Consider the following 19530-nt stretch of genomic DNA (forward strand, 5'->3'; position numbering starts at 1 on the left):
TTCTCCGAATAACTCCCCTTTTTACATACAAAAAGAGAGGGAAACCACGGTTTCCCTCTCTTTGCACTTGGTGATCCATCCGAGATTCGAACTCGGGACACCCTGATTAAAAGTCAGGTGCTCTACCAACTGAGCTAATGAATCATGTGGCAGGGGTAGCTGGATTCGAACCAGCGCATAGCGGAGTCAAAGTCCGGTGCCTTACCACTTGGCTATACCCCTATGGGGCGAGTATAGGGACTCGAACCCTAGCATAACGGAGCCACAATCCGCCGTGTTAACCACTTCACCATACCCGCCATATAATTGCGTTACCAACAGCTGAACCGTCGGTAACGTAAATTATTCTACCATCAAACCTTACAAGTGTCAACATTTTTTATTCTATTTTACCGTTCTTTTTTTCCATATAAAACATCTTTCACAAAATTAGGTAATACAAATGCACTCCGCTGAATCCCTTCATTATAATATTGCGTGGAAAAATCTCGTTTACGATTCGGTTGCCATGTTAAAGGGTCATAGGTTTTGCTTCCCATCGTAAAGCAATGCATGCCGGTCGGATATAGCGGAATATACGCCGTATACAAACGGGAAATAGGAAAGATTGCGGAAACACGCGAAAATATATCATGTACCAATTGACGATGCATAAACGGCGATTCCGTTTGTTGTACAAATAAGCCGTCTTCTTTCAACGCCTTATACGTATCTTGATAAAAAGAAGACGTGAATAAGCCTTCCCCCGGCCCGACAGGATCCGAACAATCTACAATAATCACATCATAAAAATTTTCCGCTTCCTGCATAAAAGCAATGCCGTCCCCGACTTTCACCGTCAATTTCGGATTTTTTTCCCGCATCGCCTTGGAAATAGCCGGAAAATATTGTTTCGACAATTCAATGACCTTACCGTCAATATCCACCATTGTCACCGTTTCCACACAAGCATGCCGCACCGCTTCACGAGCGGAACCGCCATCACCGCCGCCGATAATCAGCACATGTTTCGGGTGGGGATGCAAAAACAACGGAATATGTACAATACTTTCATGATACATAAATTCATCCTTATCCGATGTCTGAAATACACCGTCTAAAACCAACATTCTTCCGAATTCCGGAGTATCCGCCACAATAATATCTTGAAACTCCGACTTCCCCTGAAATAAAATACGAGTGGCTTCCGCCGTTAAATCCAAATGCTTTGATTGATGTTCCGTCACATACTGTTTCATCATCTTTTTGCTATCTCCTTCTTATCTGCTATCTCTCGACTTATCGCAACTTATTTTTATTTTATTGTTTTATTGTATCATAAGCAACCGGGAAAATCATCTCTTATTCTCTCGTCTTACGTATAAAAGAACCGCTATTATAAAAGAAAAAGTACGAATATCCTCTTTTCGTTTTCTTATAGTATGGTACAATATAAAGTAGACTGTTTTTGTTTACACACTCTTTATGAAAATAATGGAAAACTACGAACTATACTGTAAGAAAGAGCGGGGTTTTATGACCGCTAAGGTGAAAGTCATGGATACTATGTTACATATAGGCATTGATATCGGTTCTACTACCGTAAAAATTGCCGTATTAAATGAAAAAAAACAATGTCTGCATGCTTGTTATGTCCGCCATTATACGGATATTCGCCAAAAAGTATGGGACTTATTACAAAATGCTTTTGAAATTTTCGGCGACCGACAAATTACGGTCGCTATGACCGGTTCCGGCGGCATGGCATTGGCAGAATATTTAAAAATTCCCTTTATACAGGAAGTAATTGCCGGCACCAAAGCGGTCCGCACCTATCATCCTCAAGCCGATGTTATTATCGAATTGGGCGGTGAAGATGCTAAAATCACCTATTTAACCGGAGGCAGTGAACACCGCATGAACGGCGCGTGTGCCGGCGGTACGGGAGCTTTTATTGACCAAATGGGCACCTTACTCCATACGGATGCCTCCGGGTTGAACGAAATGGCCAAACACGCCGATACGCTATACCCTATTGCGGCACGTTGCGGCGTATTTGCCAAAACCGATGTACAAGCCCTGATGAATGAAGGAGCCGGCAAAGAAAATATTGCCGCCTCCGTTTTTCAATCCATTGTCTTTCAAACCATCACCGGCTTGGCCTGCGGCCGTCCCATTAAAGGAACGGTTTGCTTCTTGGGCGGTCCGCTGACCTATTTATCGCAACTGCGTGAACAGTTTGCCAAAACCCTTCATTTACAGGAGGAAGAAATCATTGCCCCTGAAAACGCCCAAGTATATGTTGCTATGGGCGCCGCGCTGGGAAGTTTTCAAGCCCCCCCCATATCTTTTATGAATTTAATGAACCGCTTAAAAAATATAGATGAGTCCTCCTTGACCCAATCCGATCGGTTGCCGCCTCTATTTGAATCGGCGGACGAACTGCAGGCATTTCGCTTGCGTCACAGCCGCCATACGGTTCCCACCCGGGATTTAGCGACCTATGAAGGCGCCTGCTTTCTCGGATTGGACGCCGGCTCTACCACCATCAAAGCGGCCCTGCTCAGTGAAGATAATGAAATTCTCTACTCTCATTATCAAACCAATGAAGGCAGCCCTTTAAAAGCGGCACAACGTATTATTGAAGATATTTATGCCCAATTGCCGCCTCGCGCTTTCATTGCCAAAACGGGCATTACCGGCTACGGCGAAGCCTTATTAAAAGAGGCCATGCATATTGATATAGGAGAAGTGGAAACGATTGCCCATTATCAGGCGGCCGCTCATTTTTGTCCGGACGTGGATTTCATTTTGGATATCGGCGGACAAGATATGAAATGCACTCGTCTGAAAGACGGCCATATTGAAGATATTCTCTTAAACGAAGCCTGCTCCTCCGGCTGCGGATCCTTCCTGGATACATTTGCCAAATCTTTAAAATTTTCTATTGAAGACTTTGCGCAAGCCGCTTTAGCAGCTAAAAGTCCGATTGATCTCGGCTCGCGATGTACCGTTTTCATGAATTCCAAAGTAAAACAAGCGCAAAAAGAAGGCGCCGCCTTAGCGGATATTTCCGCCGGCTTATCCTATTCCGTCATAAAAAACGCCTTATATAAAGTAATTAAAGTAAAAGATCCGGAAAAAATGGGCAAACACATTGTGGTCCAAGGCGGCACCTTTTATAACGATGCCGTCTTACGTGCGTTTGAAAAATTATTACACCGCCAAGTAATCCGGCCGGCGATTGCCGGTCTCATGGGAGCCTTCGGCATGGCTTTAATCTGCCATACCGCCTATGAAGAAGATCATAAACATTCCACCTTATTAGATAAAAAAGAAATGGCAAACCTGCATGTTGCCACCTCTATTCGTCACTGCGGTCTTTGTACCAACAATTGTTTATTGACCGTCAACACCTTCAATGACGGACGATCCTTTATTACCGGGAATCGGTGTGAACGCGGTGCCGCCGGCTCCATACACACCAAAACCAAAAAACTTCCCAACTTATATAAAATAAAATATAACATGCTGTTTCACTATAAACCGCTTACCAATGCTCCTCGCGGCACAATCGGCATTCCTCGCGTCCTCAATATGTATGAAGATTATCCCTTTTGGTTTACCTTCTTTACACAATTAGGATATGAAGTCGTACTGTCCGATCGTTCTTCCAAAGAACTGTTCGAAAAAGCCATGGACACAGTGCCTTCCGATTCGGCATGCTATCCGGCAAAATTGGTGCACGGTCATATTGAAAATCTCTTGGAAAAAGGTGTCGATCGCATTTTTTATCCGTGTATTCAAAACGGCCCTGCCGAAGGAAGTCGCGATAATTCCTTTAATTGTCCCATGGTCATGAGTTATCCCGAAGTCATTCGTAATAATATGGGGGAACGCTTGGCGGCAACGAATACGCCTATTCTCAGTCCTTTTTTACCGATTCATGACAAACATCGGATAGTGCCTCGCTTACAAGACGAACTGCAAGTATGGGGACTGGGGAAAAAAGAAATCAAAACCGCCGCCTTAGCCGCTTGGAAAGAAGAAGAAGCCTATAAACAAAAGTTCTATGCCTTGACGAAACGCACCTTGGAACGATTAAAAAAAGACGGCGATCGTGCGATTGTCCTCTGCGGCCGACCGTATCACATTGATCCGGAAATCAACCACGGCATTTCCGAATTAATTACCGGCTTGGGACTGGCCGTATTGACCGAAGACGGTGTCGCTCCTTTAGAACATTTGCCGAAAGAATTACGCGTCGTCGACCAATGGTCCTATCATTCCCGGCTCTATCGTGCCGCCCGGTATATTGTAACCCAACCCAATTTGGAATGTGTAGAACTAAGTTCCTTCGGCTGCGGTCTGGATGCCATTGTCTCCGATCAGGTACAAGAAATTTTAGCCCGAGGGCATAAAATTCACACCCTTTTAAAAATTGACGAAGGCTCCAATTTAGGTGCGATTCGCATTCGCTTACGTTCATTACTATTCGTCATGAACCATCGTTCCGCCGTCGCCACTCCTCCTGCCGAAGAATATACGTATAAAAAAGCGGTCTTTACAGAAGAAGCTAAAAAAACCGATGTTATTTTAGCCCCTTCTATGACACCCATTCACTTTCCCATGTTCCAATCCGCATTTATTCATGAAGGATTTCACTTGGAAATCCTTCCCCATCAGGGAGCGGAAGCCATTGACAACGGGCTCACCTATATTCACAATGATGCCTGCTATCCGGCCATTATGTCCTTGGGACAAATTATTACCGCTTTAAAATCAGGAAAATATGACCTCAATCACACCGCTGTCATTGTCTCGCAAACAGGCGGTTGTTGCCGGGCCACCAACTACATCGGCATGATTCGAAAAGCCTTGGCCGATGCGGATATGGGACAAGTGCCCATTATTTCCCTCAATGCCAAGGGCTTAAACGCGCATCCCGGCTTCAAACCGGGACTCGGATTCTGGCATCGCCTGGCCATGGCGGTCATGTACGGCGACGCCTTACAACAAGTCTTATATCGCATGCGCCCCTATGAAAAAGTAAAAGGAACTGCCGAAGCCCTGTTTAAAAAATGGCAAACCAAATGCACACACGACTTATTAAAAGCCGATATACGTACTTATAAGAAAAACATGCGCGACTTGATACGGGAATTCGACAACATCGAAATTGATGAAAAATTAAAACCGCGCATTGGCTTAGTAGGAGAAATTTATGTAAAATTCCACCCCATTGCCAATAATCATATTGTACGCATGATTGAAGAGGAAGGCGGCGAAATTGTAGTATCCGGCCTGGCGGACTTTATTCTGTACGGACTCTTGGATACGCAATTCCGTTATAAATATTTATCCGGAAGCCTGTTCTCCTCCTTACTCAGTAAAAGTGCCGTCAAACTCATTGAATGGTATCGCAAGCCCTATCGTAAAGCCGTAGAAAAAAGTCGTCATTTTGACCCGATCACTTCTATTTACGATATTGCCGACGAAGCAAAAAAATACTTATCCTTAGGGCATGAAGCCGGAGAAGGCTGGTTTCTCACCGGCGATATGATTGACCTCATCCACCGCGGCGCCAAAAATATTGTCTGCCTACAACCTTGGGCTTGCCTGCCCAACCATGTAACGGGAAAAGGCATGATCAAAACCTTAAAAGCCTCCTTCCCCGATACCAGCATTGTAGCCATCGACTACGATCCGGGCGCCAGTGCCGTCAATCAGACCAATCGCTTAAAATTAATGTTGACAACCACCTTCGACGGCATTCGCAAAGAAGCGGCACCTCAACAAAAACCCCTGCGTCCCTTCTTACCGGGCGTACACTTAAACAGTTCCATTCCGGGAGAAAAACAATAACCCTATATAAATACCGAAAAGGCTTATGACAAAATCTTTTTTTAAACAAAGCATGCAGGTTGTAGCGTATCACTCTACAACCTGCATGCTTTTTATGGTTATATAAAATACTATCTATCTACACCGTTTCCCGCCAACAAACATTTCTCATCTTCTATAGGCGGAAACAGTTCTGTAGCCACCGTATTTTGTTCCTCATCCTGCACCGGACGAGCTTGTAACATAATTACCACTTCCGTTTCTTTAGCCGTCTTATAGCGACTTTGGAATAATTTCCCCACTAAGGGAATATCTCCCAGTAACGGTACTTTGCGAAAGTGTTCCATCTCTTCTTTGCCGATTAATCCGCCGATAACCAACGTTTTATCGGGCTTCATCCGTACTATCGTCTTGGCACGACGCGTAGAAATACGATAGGCTTTCATTTCCGGAACCCATACGGGCGTACTGACTTCCGCTTCTATGGAAGCGGTCACACTGCCGTCTTGATGAATGTACGGTGTATAATTTAATTTTACACCGGCTTCTTCATAGGAAATAGAGGCCGTTTTTTCGCCATTGGCCAAATGTTCTTTCAACACGGGTACGCGATCGCCGATGAGAATTTGGGCGGCTTTTCCATTACTTGCCATAATATGAGGACTCGCCAATATTTCCGCCTTTCCCTGTTCGGACAGTGCCTGTATTTGACCTAACCAGGAAAAAACGGTTTGCGATCCCGAACCGAACGGCTGCCAGTCCCATTCGATCCCCCGCTTATGCAATGCTTTTCGATCAAGGGATACAATTCGTACGGCTACATCGACTTGTGCTGTTTTTTTGTCCAATTGTTGCACCAACTTATTGACCAGCTGCGCTTCTCTTTTAGTACTGCCGACCACCACCGTATTCGAGTCGGCATAGCTTTTAACCGCAGCCGCCGGGACAACTGCCTGTATGGCCCGTATCACCGCTTCAGGCGTCGTATTTTTAAGTTGCCAAGTATAATACTGTTTTCCTTTTTCTTCATTACGTCCCGCCGTAATAATACCGATAGGCGAACCCGTATCATAAAATAAATTTTGACTCGCCGCAATCGCTTCCACCGCTTGTGCCGGCGTAACATGATCTAAATGAAGCGTCATATTCCCTTGTACAGAATCATCAATAATAAGATTCAGATTGCCGCTCTTGGCCAATCCCTCCAGCACGGTTCGAATAGGCGCATCGCTTACTCGTACTTGTAAAGCCGAAACCGGCATATACCAGCTGATCGCGGCTATCCCTATTGCCAATACACGTACACACGTTTTCATACGATACCTCTCATCCCGTTACTTCCTTCACCATATTATCCCGTCCTAAACCGATACATCGACCGCGAATGTATACTACCACATAGGGACCTATCGTATCGCCGACTTGACAAGCCCGAGTTTTATCTCCCTCCCGTAATAACACGATCGGCTGCTGTCCGGCCTGTATAAACCCGCAAACTTTCGGAAATTCCTCCACCCTGCCGCTACCGGTCGGAACCCCTTCTGTCGCGTCCGCGGAACCCGTAGGCGGCGTATTCTCTTGTACAGGCGGTAAAGAAACAGGCGCAAATAAATCTTTAACCGCCTGCGGTCGTACTGCCGCTAATGTGCTGCAAACACAAGTACCGGGTTCCTTCCGAACTGTTTCGGCAGCTTCCGCTCCTTCTGCCGGCTTTTCTTCCGTCTCCGTTGTCGCCGTTTCCGTAACCGCTCCCTGTGTATTGCCGTGCCGCCATTGCCATCCTGCCCCCATACTTATGAGAATAGCCACGATACCCACATACGGAAGATATGTACGACCATATTTTCGCCACCGCTCCGACATTTGTTGCCGCCATTTCATCCCACTTCCTCCTTTCTTGCTAATTTCAGTATAGCAAATAAATATTAAATTTCAATTTAAATTTTTCTTAAAAAAACAAGGTGAAGATTTTCTATTTTCATGAAATCTTCACCTTGTTTTTTATAAATGTATCATCGACTGTAAAAAGTTTTTAGTTCTCTCCCGCTTCGGATGTTCAAATACATCTTGCGGACTTCCTTCTTCTTGAATTTTTCCCTCCGCCATAAAAATCACATGACTCGCCACTTCCTTGGCAAATGCCATTTCATGAGTCACTATGACCATCGTCATATCCTCATCGGCCAATTGGCGAATCGTTCGCAATACTTCGCCTGTCAATTCCGGATCCAACGCCGAGGTCGGTTCATCAAACAACATTATCTCCGGTTCCATGGCCAACGCACGCGCAATGGCTACTCGTTGTTGTTGCCCGCCCGACAACCGCGACGGATACATATCTTTTTTTTGCCACAAACCGACTTTATGCAGCAGTTCTTCCGCTAACGGCATAATTTCTTCGGTTTTCATTTTTTTTACTTGTCGCGGTGCTTCCAATATGTTTTCCAACACGGTCATGTGCGGAAATAAATTAAATTGCTGAAAACACATGCCCATTTTTCTACAAATCCCCCGCATCGTCTGCGGCTCCGCATATACAGCCCGTTCCGTTCCCTCCGGCGTTTGTACCAGGACCTTTCCGTCTACCATAATTTCACCGGAATCAATCGTTTCCAATTGACATAAACAACGTAAAAACGTACTCTTACCGCTCCCGGAAGGACCAATAATAGAAACGACTTCCCCTGCCTCTACATGCATCGTCACATCGTTCAATACGAGGGTATCGGCAAATTTCTTTTTTATATGATTCATCTCAATAAAACTCATACATCCTCCTAATTATCATATACGGAAAAGCGTTTTTCCAGATACATAAAGACGCGGGTTAAAATAAACGTAAATACTAAATAAAATACAGCCGCCACTAAAAATGCCGTCGTATCAAAATCACGCTGCACAATAGAACGGGTAATACGCAAAATATCATTCATGGCCAGGATATATACTAAAGACGTATCTTTCAACAAATTAATCGTTTCATTGGCCACCGGCGGTAAAACGCATTTAACGACTTGGGGCAGCACAATACGGCGCATAGTCTGTCCATACGTCATGCCCAATACTTTGGCCCCTTCATATTGCCCGCGACCTATGGATTGAATGCCGCCTCGAAAAATCTCCGCAAAATACGCGGCATAGTTCAACACAAAGGCAATAATAGCCGCTCCGAAAGGAGGTAATCGTAACCCGTCCACTAAAAATGGCAACCCGTAATAGATAAATAAAATTTGTAACATAAGCGGCGTACCGCGCATAATATAAATATATATCCCGATAATCTTGCGTATCCCCCATATCCGCGACGTACGTCCTACCGACAACAATACGCCGAAAGGTAAACTCAAGATAATGGTAATACAAAAAATCTTTAATGTGACTTGTAGTCCCGCGCCGATCGCCGGAACAATACTCCATACATACTCCATAACTGCACTCCGCTTTCTTTTTCTATAGTACTATTGAATTTTCATCGTAATGTCATCGCCCAGCCACTTTTTCGATAATGCGGACAACGTCCCGTCCCGACTCAATTCCGCCATCACTTTATTCATTTTATCCTGTAAAGGTTTATCTTCCTTGCGCATACCGATGCCGAAGGTTTCTTCACCCAATGATTTATCGACGACCTTAAATTTTCCGGGTTTCTTTTCCATATAGTATCGACCGACCACACTATCTACCAATACCCCGTCAATGCGGCCTACTTCCAAATCCATAAAGGCATTCACATAGTCGCCGTACTTTTTCACGTCTTTTAAGGAACGCTGAAAATCTTTATGACGATTTAAAGCATCAATAGAACTGCTTCCTTCCTGTGTCCCGATACACTTTCCGGAAAAATCTTGTTTATCATGAATGGGAGAGTCACTGCGAACTACCAATAATTGGTCATTTTTCATATACGGTTTGGAAAAGGCGATCACTTTTTGTCGTTCCGGCGTAATGGTCAACCCGTTCCAAAGCACATCCACTTGTCCGCTCTTTAAAGCCGCTTCCTTACTGTCCCAATCAATGGACTGAAATTCTACGGGGATCCCCAAACGCTTGGAAGCTTCCTTCGCCACATCAATATCAAACCCTACAAGTTGACCTTGATCATCCCTAAATCCCATGGGCGGAAAATTATCATCCATGCCGATAATAATCTTATCCGGAATGCCCGTCGTTTCACTCGGTTTATGACCGCAGCCGGCCAGCACCGCCACACACATGACAATCACCAAGGTCATCCAAATGTTTATACTGCGTTTTTTCATTTTACAAACACCCTTTCTATCCTCCATCTAATGTATGTTGTCATTATACTTTATCCAATTAAATCGGTAAAGTATTTGTTTTCTATAAAAACGCGGTATTATAAGGAGAATACTTCCGTATTCATCCATATCCGCGTTTTTTCTGTTTTTATATATTGTTTTTAAATTCATTTTCCCCACTGCTGCGAATTCGTTCCACAATCCGACGTTTATCCGCTTTATGAAGAAATTGTAAATGCACGGGCACAATAACGATTCCCCCTTCAACAGGCTCTCCCATTTGAATTTCCCGCCAGTGAGGAGAAATATAAAAAATGTGTTCATACGGTAAAAAGATAAAACGCTTTTCCGGTCGCACTTGTTCTTCCCAGAATTCCCGTAATGTTGCAAATTGACGACGTACAATCAGACCTTCCGCAGCAATTACACACATAATATCTTGTTGCCTGTATATACGCCACAAACAAAAAATGACCAAGGCCATATTTTCCGCTTTGGCTCCCCAAAACGGTTCATGTAGGACCAGCCAAAAAAAATATATACCGCCCCCCAGAAAAATAACCCGCATATACCGACAAAAAGCGACGCCGTTTCGCAGTTCCGCTTCTACATTGCCACAAGGAAAGCGGTCTTCCCACCGGCATTTTTCCATCGTCCCCCTCCTGCTAATCTTTGTACTGCCATTTTATTCGCCATCTTTCTTTTTCCTTTTTTTAGGATGCGTTTTAATTTCTATATTACGACCGTTTTTCACAACTTCCAAGGAAATGTCTCCGATGCCGTCTTTATAATAGGCCAGTTTAATTTCCAATAACAGATTCCCTACTTTTTCCTGCAAATCTTCATCAAAAAATTGCCGTCTGAATGCTGCCGCACTTTGTTTAGGCGCCGATTTATGTTTTTTTACAGAAGGTTGCTCCTCCCAAATCGCCGTTTCAAATGTTTCTTTTTCTTCTACCCCGGCAAACATTTCTGAAATATCTCGATTTTTAGGTATTTTAAACTTGCCCATTCGTATGCCTCCTTATGAATGCTCATCCGCTTCATCGGCCTTATCGGACGCTTCATGCATACTGTTTAACGTAATTTGAGAAAATTTTTGCGGAGTTGCATAAGTAGCAATTTTGGTAAATCCCTTTTTCAATCGACCGCGATAAGCGGCAATAACTTCCCCATTCGCATTCAATTCACCAATATAAATTTCCTGTCCGTCAATACCGATTAAGCGGAATTTCGAACCCACCGGCGAAATTTCTCGCCAACTACAGGAAATCCCGTCAAACATATACACTACACCGGTTTTTAAATTATCATAAAAGAATGTGTCCGAATCATAAAACACGGCAATACGTCCGATGTTTTCCGCCTGTACGGGAATTCTCCTGGTCGCATAATTCGCATCGGTTCGATAAATGCGATAGCGATTTTTCGCCACTTCCAATTTCATATAAATCACATTCGTCGCCGTGGAATACGCCACATCTATAATTTTACTGTCCCGCGGCGCATCTTTTATAGGCGTATCCAATTCCCGATCCGGATATAGCGGGTTATACTGTGCCAAATACACACCGAAGCGGTTATCTTTACCTCCTCGTCCATACGTAGCTAAAATTGCCAAATCCCGATCCGGCAACCATTCAAAAAACGATACTTTACGACCGTGCAGGCGAATACGCCGAGGAGCTTCTTTTTTTCCTGCTTCATAAATAGAAATCGTATCTTCCACAATCGTTGCCATGAACCGCTTGTCATACGAATAATAAGATTGTCCGTTCGGCTCTCCCCCGAATCCCAATGCTTCCTGCTGATTCGTACCGCCGATTTGAAACGCCGAGGTCGGCGCAAACAACACTTGATCCAAATATACATATACTGCCGCTTGACAGGCAATTCCCACTGCAAAAGCGACAAGAACACTGCGAAGTTTCATGCCTTCCTCCTATTGCACAATAAAGGCCGTCGGAATCATCCGTTCCCCCAAAAGATCCGCCGGTTTATTGATCACCTTGCCGTTAAAAAACAGAGTGGAACTGGAACCGCCATCTAAATTAGCAGCAATAACGGCACCTTCTTCAAATAAAATATTTTGAATATCCCGTAACGTCGCTCCTACGGAGTATCCCGGTTGCCGACCGTCAATAACCAAAAAGAGAACGGTTCCGTCTTTACGTTGTCCAATAGCCGTTCTCGGTCCCACGCCCCAACCGCCGTCACCGCCGGTAATCATCTTTTTTCCGTTGACAATCAGTGCCGGACCGAAGGTAATCCCCTCCCGCACTCCCATGCGCACCAATTCCCCTTTACTATAATTACCGGCAATAAGGTTGCCGTCTTCATTAAACCCTACAAACTCATTGACTTCCGAATCCGCCAAATTTCCGCCTAATAAAAATTTCCCGTCATGCAAAATAAATCCGTACGGACTGCGTCCGGTTCCCGTACCGTTGGCATCATAAAAACCGCCGGCATTGATTGCCGCTACGGCACCGGTACGCGTAGCAATCCCGCTGACCGTTTCTCCTTTTTCGCTCATATTGGCGGCCGTGGCCACGGTTACCCGTTTCGGATCGGGAATTTCCAGTAAAAATCCTTTAAATCGTTTGGCGTTAATGTGTTTTAAATTTAAAGACGTGTCCTTATTTTCTTTAAATTTAAACAATTTCTGTTTAGGAATGGTACTGATACCGCCTAAAATTTCTTCAATTTCCTCCTGTGAAAACAGCCATGTAATATATTGCGGATGCCGACTTTTTAATACCGCTCCCACCACGGTTCGTTTCAAATTGTCGAACGGTCCGAATAACACGACAAATGGCGATGTCACACAAAAAAATAGAATAAGGACAAGTAAAAATTTTCCGATTGCTTGGAAGTATTTCTTCATTATTACCCTCTAATATCTCTGCAATGCCTCTACGCATTACTGAATTTATCGTTTTAACCGCCCCTGTCGGCTCTACAAAAAAAGACAAAAAGCCGCTCCTGAGAAGTCACGGCTTCAGGGTGATTACATTTCTTCTACAAAGTGCGGACTGACTCGCGGCAAATTCTCCCGATTTCCTTCTAAAAATTGACGAATATATCGTTCCGCATCATCTCGTACTTGCACATCCGCTTCCACAGAATGACAGCTGACATTCGGAGTCAATAAAAACTCCGGACGTGCAATCATTTTAAGCAACATCGGCCCGGGGTGTTCCATAGACAACACATCCAGCGCCGCACTCCGAATATGACCGCCGTCAACAGCATGATATAACGCCGCTTCATCGGCCAATCCTCCCCGACAACAATTGACAAACATCGCGCCCCGCTTCATCTGTTCAAACTGTTCGTCTTGAAAAATATACTGCGTAGTTTCATCCAAAGGCATATGTAAGGAAATAAGATCACTCGTTTTTAACAGTTTATCAAAATCCACCGCCTGCACCTGATCCGCACGCATTACCTGTTCTTTAACAAACGGGTCATACGCCTGTACATGACAGCCGAATACTTTCATACGTTTAGCGACGGCCCGTCCTACATGACCATACCCTACCAACCCGATAATATTATGTTGTACCCGATGAATGGGCCAGGTCACCGAGCCGTACTGCCAACGATTATGGCTGGAAATATCACTTTGATACTCCGGCAATTGCCGCAGCAACGCCAATATCATAGCACACGTATGGTCCGCCGAATCCTCTACACAGTACGACGTATTATTCAATACCGTAATCCCCGATCGTTGAGCGGCCGCCACATCTACCGAATCACTGCGAGTAGATAAAATGACAATTAATTTTAAATCTGTTAATTTTTCCAACAAAGAAGCTCGGAGCGGTTCATGTTTGCAAATAATAATTTCCGCATCTTCCATAGCCTCCGCCATTTCCTCTTCCGTCATGGACGGGCAATACGTTACGCGCGCTATATCGCGCAACCTCTCGCCAAACTCATCTTCATCCTGACGACTTGTCAACACACTGATGTGATACATATCACAGCCCCTTTTCTGAAATTTTATTTCATTACATGAATCACCAATATACACTTAATTATATACCACATATCTTGTCAATTAGCAAGCCGCAAGCACCGGAACCCCGGCTATACAAAAAAGAGGAGAGGAATCCTCTCCTCTTTTCCCGTTACCGGTTTACCCGGTTTGCCAATGCCTGTATCCCTAAATACTGACTGACGGGACCTAATTCTTCTTCAATTTGCAACAAGCGATTATATTTGGCCACTCGTTCACTCCGATTCGGAGCCCCCGTCTTAATTTGTCCGGCATTCACGGCGACCGCCAAATCGGCAATAAAGGTATCTTCCGTTTCACCGGAGCGATGAGATACAATCGTGTGATACCCTGCGCGTTGTGCCAGTCGAATCGTTGCCAAGGTTTCCGCTACGGAGCCGATTTGATTGAGTTTAATTAAAATCGCATTGCCGCATCCTGAAGCAATCCCCTTAGCCAAACGCGTACTGTTCGTAACAAACAAATCGTCCCCTACCAGCTGAATTTTATTCCCCAGCGTTTGCGTCAATACTTGCCAGCCGTCCCAGTCTTCTTCATCCAACCCGTCTTCCAATGAATAAATAGGATATGTTTCTACTAATTTTTGCCAATGTGCAATTAAGGTTGCCGATGTAAACGTACGGCCACTTTTAGGCAACCGATATTCTCCCGCTGCAGCCCCTTTCCATTCACTGGCGGCGGCATCCAAAGCCAATACAAAATCGCTTCCCGGGCAATATCCGGCCGCTTCAATCGCTTTGATAATGTACTGAATAGCCGTTTCGTCATCCGGAAGATCCGGTGCAAAACCGCCTTCGTCCCCCACGGCAGTAGACAATCCTTCCTTTTTCAATAACGCTGCCAACGCATGATATACTTCGGCGCACCACCGCAAGCCTTCCCGAAATGAGTCCGCCCCGACAGGCATAATCATAAATTCTTGTACATCCACCGTATTGGCGGCATGCGCTCCGCCATTTAAAATATTCATCATCGGTACGGGCAACGTCGTACCGTTAACGCCCCCGAGATAACGATATAAAGGAAGCCCGGTCGTCACGGCCGCCGCTGCCGCCGTCGCCAACGACACGGCCAAAATCGCATTGGCCCCTAATTTAGATTTATCGGGCGTCCCGTCGGCTTGCACCATAGCACGATCCAGCGCCAATTGTTCCAAAACATTTTCACCGCACAGCGTCGCCGCTAATGTATGGTCTACATGGGCCGCAGCGGTCTGCACCCCTTTACCGCCGAACCGCTTAGCATCCCCGTCCCGTAATTCCAAGGCTTCAAATTGTCCCGTAGAAGCTCCGCTGGGAGAAGAGCCGCGACCGACTGTCCCGTTTTCCAAAATGACATCGGCCTGCACCGTAGGATTGCCCCGTGAATCTAAAATTTCCCTTCCCTTTACTTCCGCAATCTTTATTGTTTTCATATATACCAACCTCACTTTCCGACAGTTTTCTCCAATTATGTTTTATTATACGATACAAACCACTTTTATCCCAGTTTTTTTTACAACTTCTCTACAGGTTCCGCTTCCCCGCGTACATGATAGTGAAAAATTTCCGCCCCCACACATTGTATCCAATATCCCAAAAGTTCGGCGTAACCGTGCGGTTGTTTCGCAGCTGCCCGCAGCACTTCCGTCAGCAAAGCATCGGCCCACTCGGCATCAATAAAAGAAAACGGTTTCACCGTTTGTATTTGCTGCAAAATAGGAGAAAATATATCCTTCGTCTGTTGTAATATCCGTTCGGAAATAACATAGGAAACTCCTTCTCCCGCTTTCGTCGCATCTAAAAAGACCAAATTTCGTTGTTCCGTCCGTTCCCCTTCCGCCCCATAATCTATATGACACATGGCTAAAGGATATTGACGACGTAATTCCGGTTTCAATAATCGATACGCCCCCGCTTTCAATACTTCATACCAACGATCATCACGGGACGTTTCCATTTCCACAATTTTTTCTCGCCACTCCCCCCACGTTCGTGCACTGCGACATCTATAGTTCTTGCGAATTTCCTTAGCCGCAACCAGAGCCTCATATTGCGTTTGTAATTGTTCGGACGGATGTAAGCAAACCATAAACCGATGATCATCATCACAATATAGGCCGGTCATATCGACACGAATCGTTTCCGCACATTGGGGACACGTATAAAAAAATAAATTTTCATCATAAAGAATCCGTTTTCGCATAGCCCTGTCCCGAGAGCCATTACAAAAAGATACGCCCGAAAACATCCCTTTTTCCCGACATATAGGACAAGTCACTTCAATTTGTTCCTTACACGACGACGCTTCTTTCATCCCTATCCCTCCTGTAAAAACCGTTCACCATCTGATCGTATCTATTCATACAAATCATTATACCACACTTGTGTATCCCTTTTATGAATCCCCGATCCCGCCCGAAATCGTTCATTTCTGTAGCTGTATTTGTTATACTATAGGCAACTGCTGCGCAGTATCCCGGACAAGGAGGGGACGCCTATGACTACACAAGGCCGCATTTTTTTATCCGTTCGTATCATCAGCTTTACAGGCGCATTTTTAACTACCGGATTAACTATTATGGCGCCTATAATCGCGATGAGCTTTCACTTACCGCCCGAAAAATTAAGTTGGATGTTATCGGCCATTCTTATCCCTTCCGCCGCCTTTCTCCTTCCGTTAAGCAAAGTTGCCGATTTATATGGGCGGCGCCGTATGTATACCCGCTCCCTCCTGGCCTATGCCCTGATCACCTTATCCTTAACCCTGACTCCTAATTTTTTCTATTTACTGACCGGCTGCCTCCTGCAGGGAATTTCCCTGGCAGGTATCTTAGTATCCTATATGCCGCTCCTCTTAGCCGCTACACCCCGCAACCGACAGGGAAAATATCTCGGTGCCTGTGTCGCCATGACCTATTTGGGATTGACCCTCGGACCGCCGGTAGGCGGAGTGCTGGCCGGCACGTTGGGTTGGCGCTGTTTATTTTTATGTACGGGAATCCTCGCTTGCCTAGCCTACGGAATAATCCTGCCGGTAAAACAGGAATGGTATGCCCCGACCGCGCCGTTTGTCAACATAGTCAGCACGCTCTTGCTCATTGCCGGAATTCTTTGCTTTCTTTTCGGCTTATCCGCCTATCTCTCCTATCCTTACCTATGTTGGCTGGGACTTTTCTTACTCTGCCTCTTTCTCTTGCACGAATATCGTTCCCGCCACCCTTTATTGCCCCTATTTTTATTTAAAAGCCTCTCTTTTTCCGCCGCCAATCTCACCGCCTGCATGCAATATAGCGCGACATACGGTATTACTTTTCTCCTTTCACTATATTTACAACTGGTCCACAACTTCTCTCCCCTTTTGTCCGCCGTCATTCTCCTGATACAGCCTATATTAATGACCGTATTATCCCCCCTTGCCGGCAGCGGTGCCGATCGCTACGGCTGCCGACGCATGGTAACCATCGGTTTATTCCTTTCCTCCCTGGGGCTATGGGGCTTTGCTTGTTTTCCTCACTGTACTGTAGAAATGCTGATACTGTTTCTCTTGTTCACCGGTACCGGTGCGGCACTTTTCGGCGCCCCTAACAACAGTGCCATTATGAGTGCCGTCGCCCCTTCGTATCACGGTTTGGCCTCCGGTACCCTGGCACTTTCCCGTACCTTCGGGCAAGCCTTAAGCATGGCGGCGGTAACTTACATTCTCGCACGCTTTTCTTCCGCCTCCGTTCTCCGGAATACCGAACTGCTGTCGGCCATGCATATCGCCTATCTGCTCTTTGCCGTCTTATCCGTCATGGCCGTTATCGTATCCCTCATCCCCGCGCCGGCAACCGACCGCCGCTGATCCCCGGTCCCGACGCGTTCTTTCTATATCCTTTTTTCCCATTTTCTGCTATACTGAAAACTACCCTATACAGATTTATATGAAGGAGGTTTTTCCATGAAAAAACAATTACTTACCGGTGCTTTAGTACTTTCTCTGCTCACTTGCGGCGGATTGACGACTACCACCCAAGCTTTCAATTTCGGTTCCCTGCTTAAATTAGGCGGCGTTTCCTTTTTAGTCGATCGCTATAGTTCCCAAATCAATACAGTCCTAAATAAACTCATGATTAAAAACGGTGCCGGCACCAACTATGCCACCAAAGTCGTACCCGTACTCAGCGTAGGCACAGGAAATTACATTGGCGCCGTACAGGTTATCGGCCCGCAACGGCAAGTGGAAAAAGTAAAAGCGGTCGGACAATTAGATGCCTCCATTAACGGTATTGCCCGTGCCAATGCCTATATTCCCTTAGCAACTACCAATGTGATGAACTTACATCGTGTAGACGGCGTCGGGGTTTCTGCCGTTGTAGATTTAAAACTCTAAACAAATTTATGTTGACAAGGTCTTCTCCCTATGTTAGCATATAGAACAACAACATATTGTCTTTTCATCAAGAGCAGTCGAGGGAATGGCCTTATGACACTGCGGCAACCCCCAATCGGGATAGGTGCCAAGTCCAACGGTAAGTATACCGGCAGATGAACGAAACTACAAAAAAAGCCGTCATCTGCATGACGGCTTTTTTGTACATAGAAAAGACCTACAAGAAAGGATGAAGAACTCATGTATCAATGGATCAAAAAATTAGGAATCGGTATTTTACTCACCACTTGCGTATTAGCCGCCGGTTGCGGCTCCCAAAAGTCGGCACCGAACGAAGTACGCATAGGGGTAACCGCCGGACCGCAAGCGGAAGTTATGGATGCGGTTGCCAAAGAAGCCGCAAAACAAGGAATACACATTAAAGTGGTAGAATTCAATGATTACGTACAACCGAATAAAGCCTTAGCGGAAAATGATTTGGATATGAACTCTATGCAACATCAACCCTACTTGGATAATATCATAAAAAAAGAAGGTCTCCCCTTAGTATCCATAGGAAAAACCATGCTCTTGCCCATGGCGGTCTATTCCCATAAATATAAAACGCTTTCGCAAATAGCGGACGGCACAAAAGTCGCCATTCCGAATGATCCGACGAACGGCGCAAGAGCCCTTTTGTTATTACAAAAAGCGGGACTGATTACCTTAAAGAACGGCACGTCCGTAACGGCTTCCGTTCCCGACGTAGTAAACAATCCGAAACACTTGCAGTTCGTCGAATTGGATGCCGCACAAATTCCCCGTTCCCTGGACGACGCCGGACTGGCCTGTGTCAACACGAACTACGCCATTCCCGCCGGCTTAAACCCGCAAAAAGACTCGCTTCTTGTAGAAAGCAAAGATTCTCCCTATGCGAATGTCTTCGCCGTCCATACCGGCAACGAAAACAACGAAACCTATAAAAAAATTGTTGCCGTTTATCATTCCGACGTTATTCGTCAATTTATTAAAAATCGCTTTCAGGGAGCCGTCGTTCCGGCATTCTAAAGCCCGCGAAACGATCCGCCG

General features: G+C 45.4%; 17 protein-coding genes, 3 tRNA genes and 1 riboswitch. Of the genes, 4 read left to right on the top strand and 16 right to left on the bottom strand.

The genetic code is table 11. The features are described from left to right. Positions 1-68: 68 nt before the first annotated feature. The 4 genes from HMPREF1039_RS06645 to speE form a co-directional block, all read right to left on the bottom strand. Positions 69-144 (bottom strand) — tRNA-Lys (locus tag HMPREF1039_RS06645). A 3-nt stretch (positions 145-147) separates the two neighbouring features. Further along, a tRNA-Gln gene (locus HMPREF1039_RS06650) sits at positions 148-222 on the bottom strand. Position 223: 1 nt separating this feature from the next. Further along, positions 224-299, bottom strand: a tRNA-His gene (locus HMPREF1039_RS06655). A gap of 90 nt (positions 300-389) precedes the next feature. Then, positions 390-1238, bottom strand: a complete 849-nt coding sequence (speE, locus tag HMPREF1039_RS06660; RefSeq protein ID WP_039891913.1) for a polyamine aminopropyltransferase — start codon at positions 1236-1238, stop codon at positions 390-392. A gap of 298 nt (positions 1239-1536) precedes the next feature. Here speE and HMPREF1039_RS06665 point away from each other — a divergent pair, with 298 nt between their 5' ends. Then, complete coding sequence (locus HMPREF1039_RS06665) at positions 1537-5844, top strand: 2-hydroxyacyl-CoA dehydratase (RefSeq protein ID WP_039891914.1); 4308 nt, start codon at positions 1537-1539, stop codon at positions 5842-5844. A gap of 110 nt (positions 5845-5954) precedes the next feature. On the opposite strand, the gene HMPREF1039_RS06670 is transcribed toward HMPREF1039_RS06665, so the two are convergent. The 12 genes from HMPREF1039_RS06670 to HMPREF1039_RS06725 form a co-directional block, all read right to left on the bottom strand. Next, the gene (locus HMPREF1039_RS06670) at positions 5955-7139 is read right to left on the bottom strand and encodes a type II secretion system protein GspD (RefSeq protein ID WP_007391645.1); all 1185 of its coding nucleotides are present in this window, start codon (positions 7137-7139) and stop codon (positions 5955-5957) included. A gap of 10 nt (positions 7140-7149) precedes the next feature. Then, entirely contained in the window at positions 7150-7704 is a 555-nt protein-coding gene (locus HMPREF1039_RS06675) for a hypothetical protein (protein WP_007391742.1), read from the bottom strand. A 120-nt stretch (positions 7705-7824) separates the two neighbouring features. Further along, on the bottom strand, positions 7825-8592 hold the full coding sequence (locus tag HMPREF1039_RS06680; protein WP_007391666.1) for an amino acid ABC transporter ATP-binding protein: 768 nt from the start codon (positions 8590-8592) through the stop codon (positions 7825-7827). Positions 8593-8600: 8 nt separating this feature from the next. Next, positions 8601-9251: an amino acid ABC transporter permease gene (locus HMPREF1039_RS06685; protein ID WP_007391626.1), complete on the bottom strand. Its 651-nt coding sequence runs from the start codon at positions 9249-9251 to the stop codon at positions 8601-8603. A 30-nt stretch (positions 9252-9281) separates the two neighbouring features. Beyond that, positions 9282-10082: an amino acid ABC transporter substrate-binding protein gene (locus HMPREF1039_RS06690; RefSeq protein ID WP_007391625.1), complete on the bottom strand. Its 801-nt coding sequence runs from the start codon at positions 10080-10082 to the stop codon at positions 9282-9284. Positions 10083-10230: 148 nt separating this feature from the next. Next, complete coding sequence (locus tag HMPREF1039_RS06695; protein WP_007391712.1) at positions 10231-10734, bottom strand: hypothetical protein; 504 nt, start codon at positions 10732-10734, stop codon at positions 10231-10233. Positions 10735-10767: 33 nt separating this feature from the next. Then, positions 10768-11094 carry a hypothetical protein gene (locus tag HMPREF1039_RS06700; RefSeq protein WP_007391705.1) on the bottom strand — a complete coding sequence of 109 codons (327 nt, stop codon included), beginning with the start codon at positions 11092-11094 and terminating at the stop codon, positions 10768-10770. A gap of 12 nt (positions 11095-11106) precedes the next feature. Continuing rightward, on the bottom strand, positions 11107-12015 hold the full coding sequence (locus HMPREF1039_RS06705; protein ID WP_007391613.1) for a hypothetical protein: 909 nt from the start codon (positions 12013-12015) through the stop codon (positions 11107-11109). A gap of 9 nt (positions 12016-12024) precedes the next feature. Beyond that, the gene (locus HMPREF1039_RS06710) at positions 12025-12969 is read right to left on the bottom strand and encodes a phosphodiester glycosidase family protein (RefSeq protein WP_007391680.1); all 945 of its coding nucleotides are present in this window, start codon (positions 12967-12969) and stop codon (positions 12025-12027) included. A gap of 123 nt (positions 12970-13092) precedes the next feature. Beyond that, positions 13093-14070 carry a C-terminal binding protein gene (locus tag HMPREF1039_RS06715; RefSeq protein WP_007391726.1) on the bottom strand — a complete coding sequence of 326 codons (978 nt, stop codon included), beginning with the start codon at positions 14068-14070 and terminating at the stop codon, positions 13093-13095. 151 nt (positions 14071-14221) lie between these two features. Next, positions 14222-15523 (bottom strand): phosphopyruvate hydratase, encoded by a 1302-nt coding sequence (gene eno / locus HMPREF1039_RS06720; RefSeq protein WP_007391684.1) that lies wholly within the window; start codon positions 15521-15523, stop codon positions 14222-14224. An 80-nt stretch (positions 15524-15603) separates the two neighbouring features. Further along, positions 15604-16404, bottom strand: coding sequence for a CpXC domain-containing protein (locus HMPREF1039_RS06725; protein WP_007391616.1), 801 nt, complete (start codon positions 16402-16404; stop codon positions 15604-15606). Positions 16405-16587: 183 nt separating this feature from the next. On the opposite strand from HMPREF1039_RS06725, the gene HMPREF1039_RS06730 reads away from it, so the two are divergent. The 3 genes from HMPREF1039_RS06730 to HMPREF1039_RS06740 all read left to right on the top strand — a co-directional run bounded on the left by HMPREF1039_RS06730 (position 16588) and on the right by HMPREF1039_RS06740 (position 19509). Continuing rightward, positions 16588-17934 carry an MFS transporter gene (locus HMPREF1039_RS06730; RefSeq protein WP_007391691.1) on the top strand — a complete coding sequence of 449 codons (1347 nt, stop codon included), beginning with the start codon at positions 16588-16590 and terminating at the stop codon, positions 17932-17934. Between the two features lie 96 nt (positions 17935-18030). Next, on the top strand, positions 18031-18462 hold the full coding sequence (locus HMPREF1039_RS06735; RefSeq protein ID WP_007391632.1) for a hypothetical protein: 432 nt from the start codon (positions 18031-18033) through the stop codon (positions 18460-18462). Between the two features lie 61 nt (positions 18463-18523). Then, a riboswitch (SAM riboswitch) is annotated at positions 18524-18624 on the top strand. 78 nt (positions 18625-18702) lie between these two features. Then, positions 18703-19509: a MetQ/NlpA family ABC transporter substrate-binding protein gene (locus HMPREF1039_RS06740; protein ID WP_007391709.1), complete on the top strand. Its 807-nt coding sequence runs from the start codon at positions 18703-18705 to the stop codon at positions 19507-19509. The last annotated feature ends 21 nt before the right edge of the window (positions 19510-19530 follow it).

Origin of the sequence: Megasphaera lornae (assembly GCF_000214495.1) — a bacterium.
Classification (GTDB): Bacteria; Bacillota; Negativicutes; order Veillonellales; family Megasphaeraceae; genus Megasphaera; species Megasphaera lornae.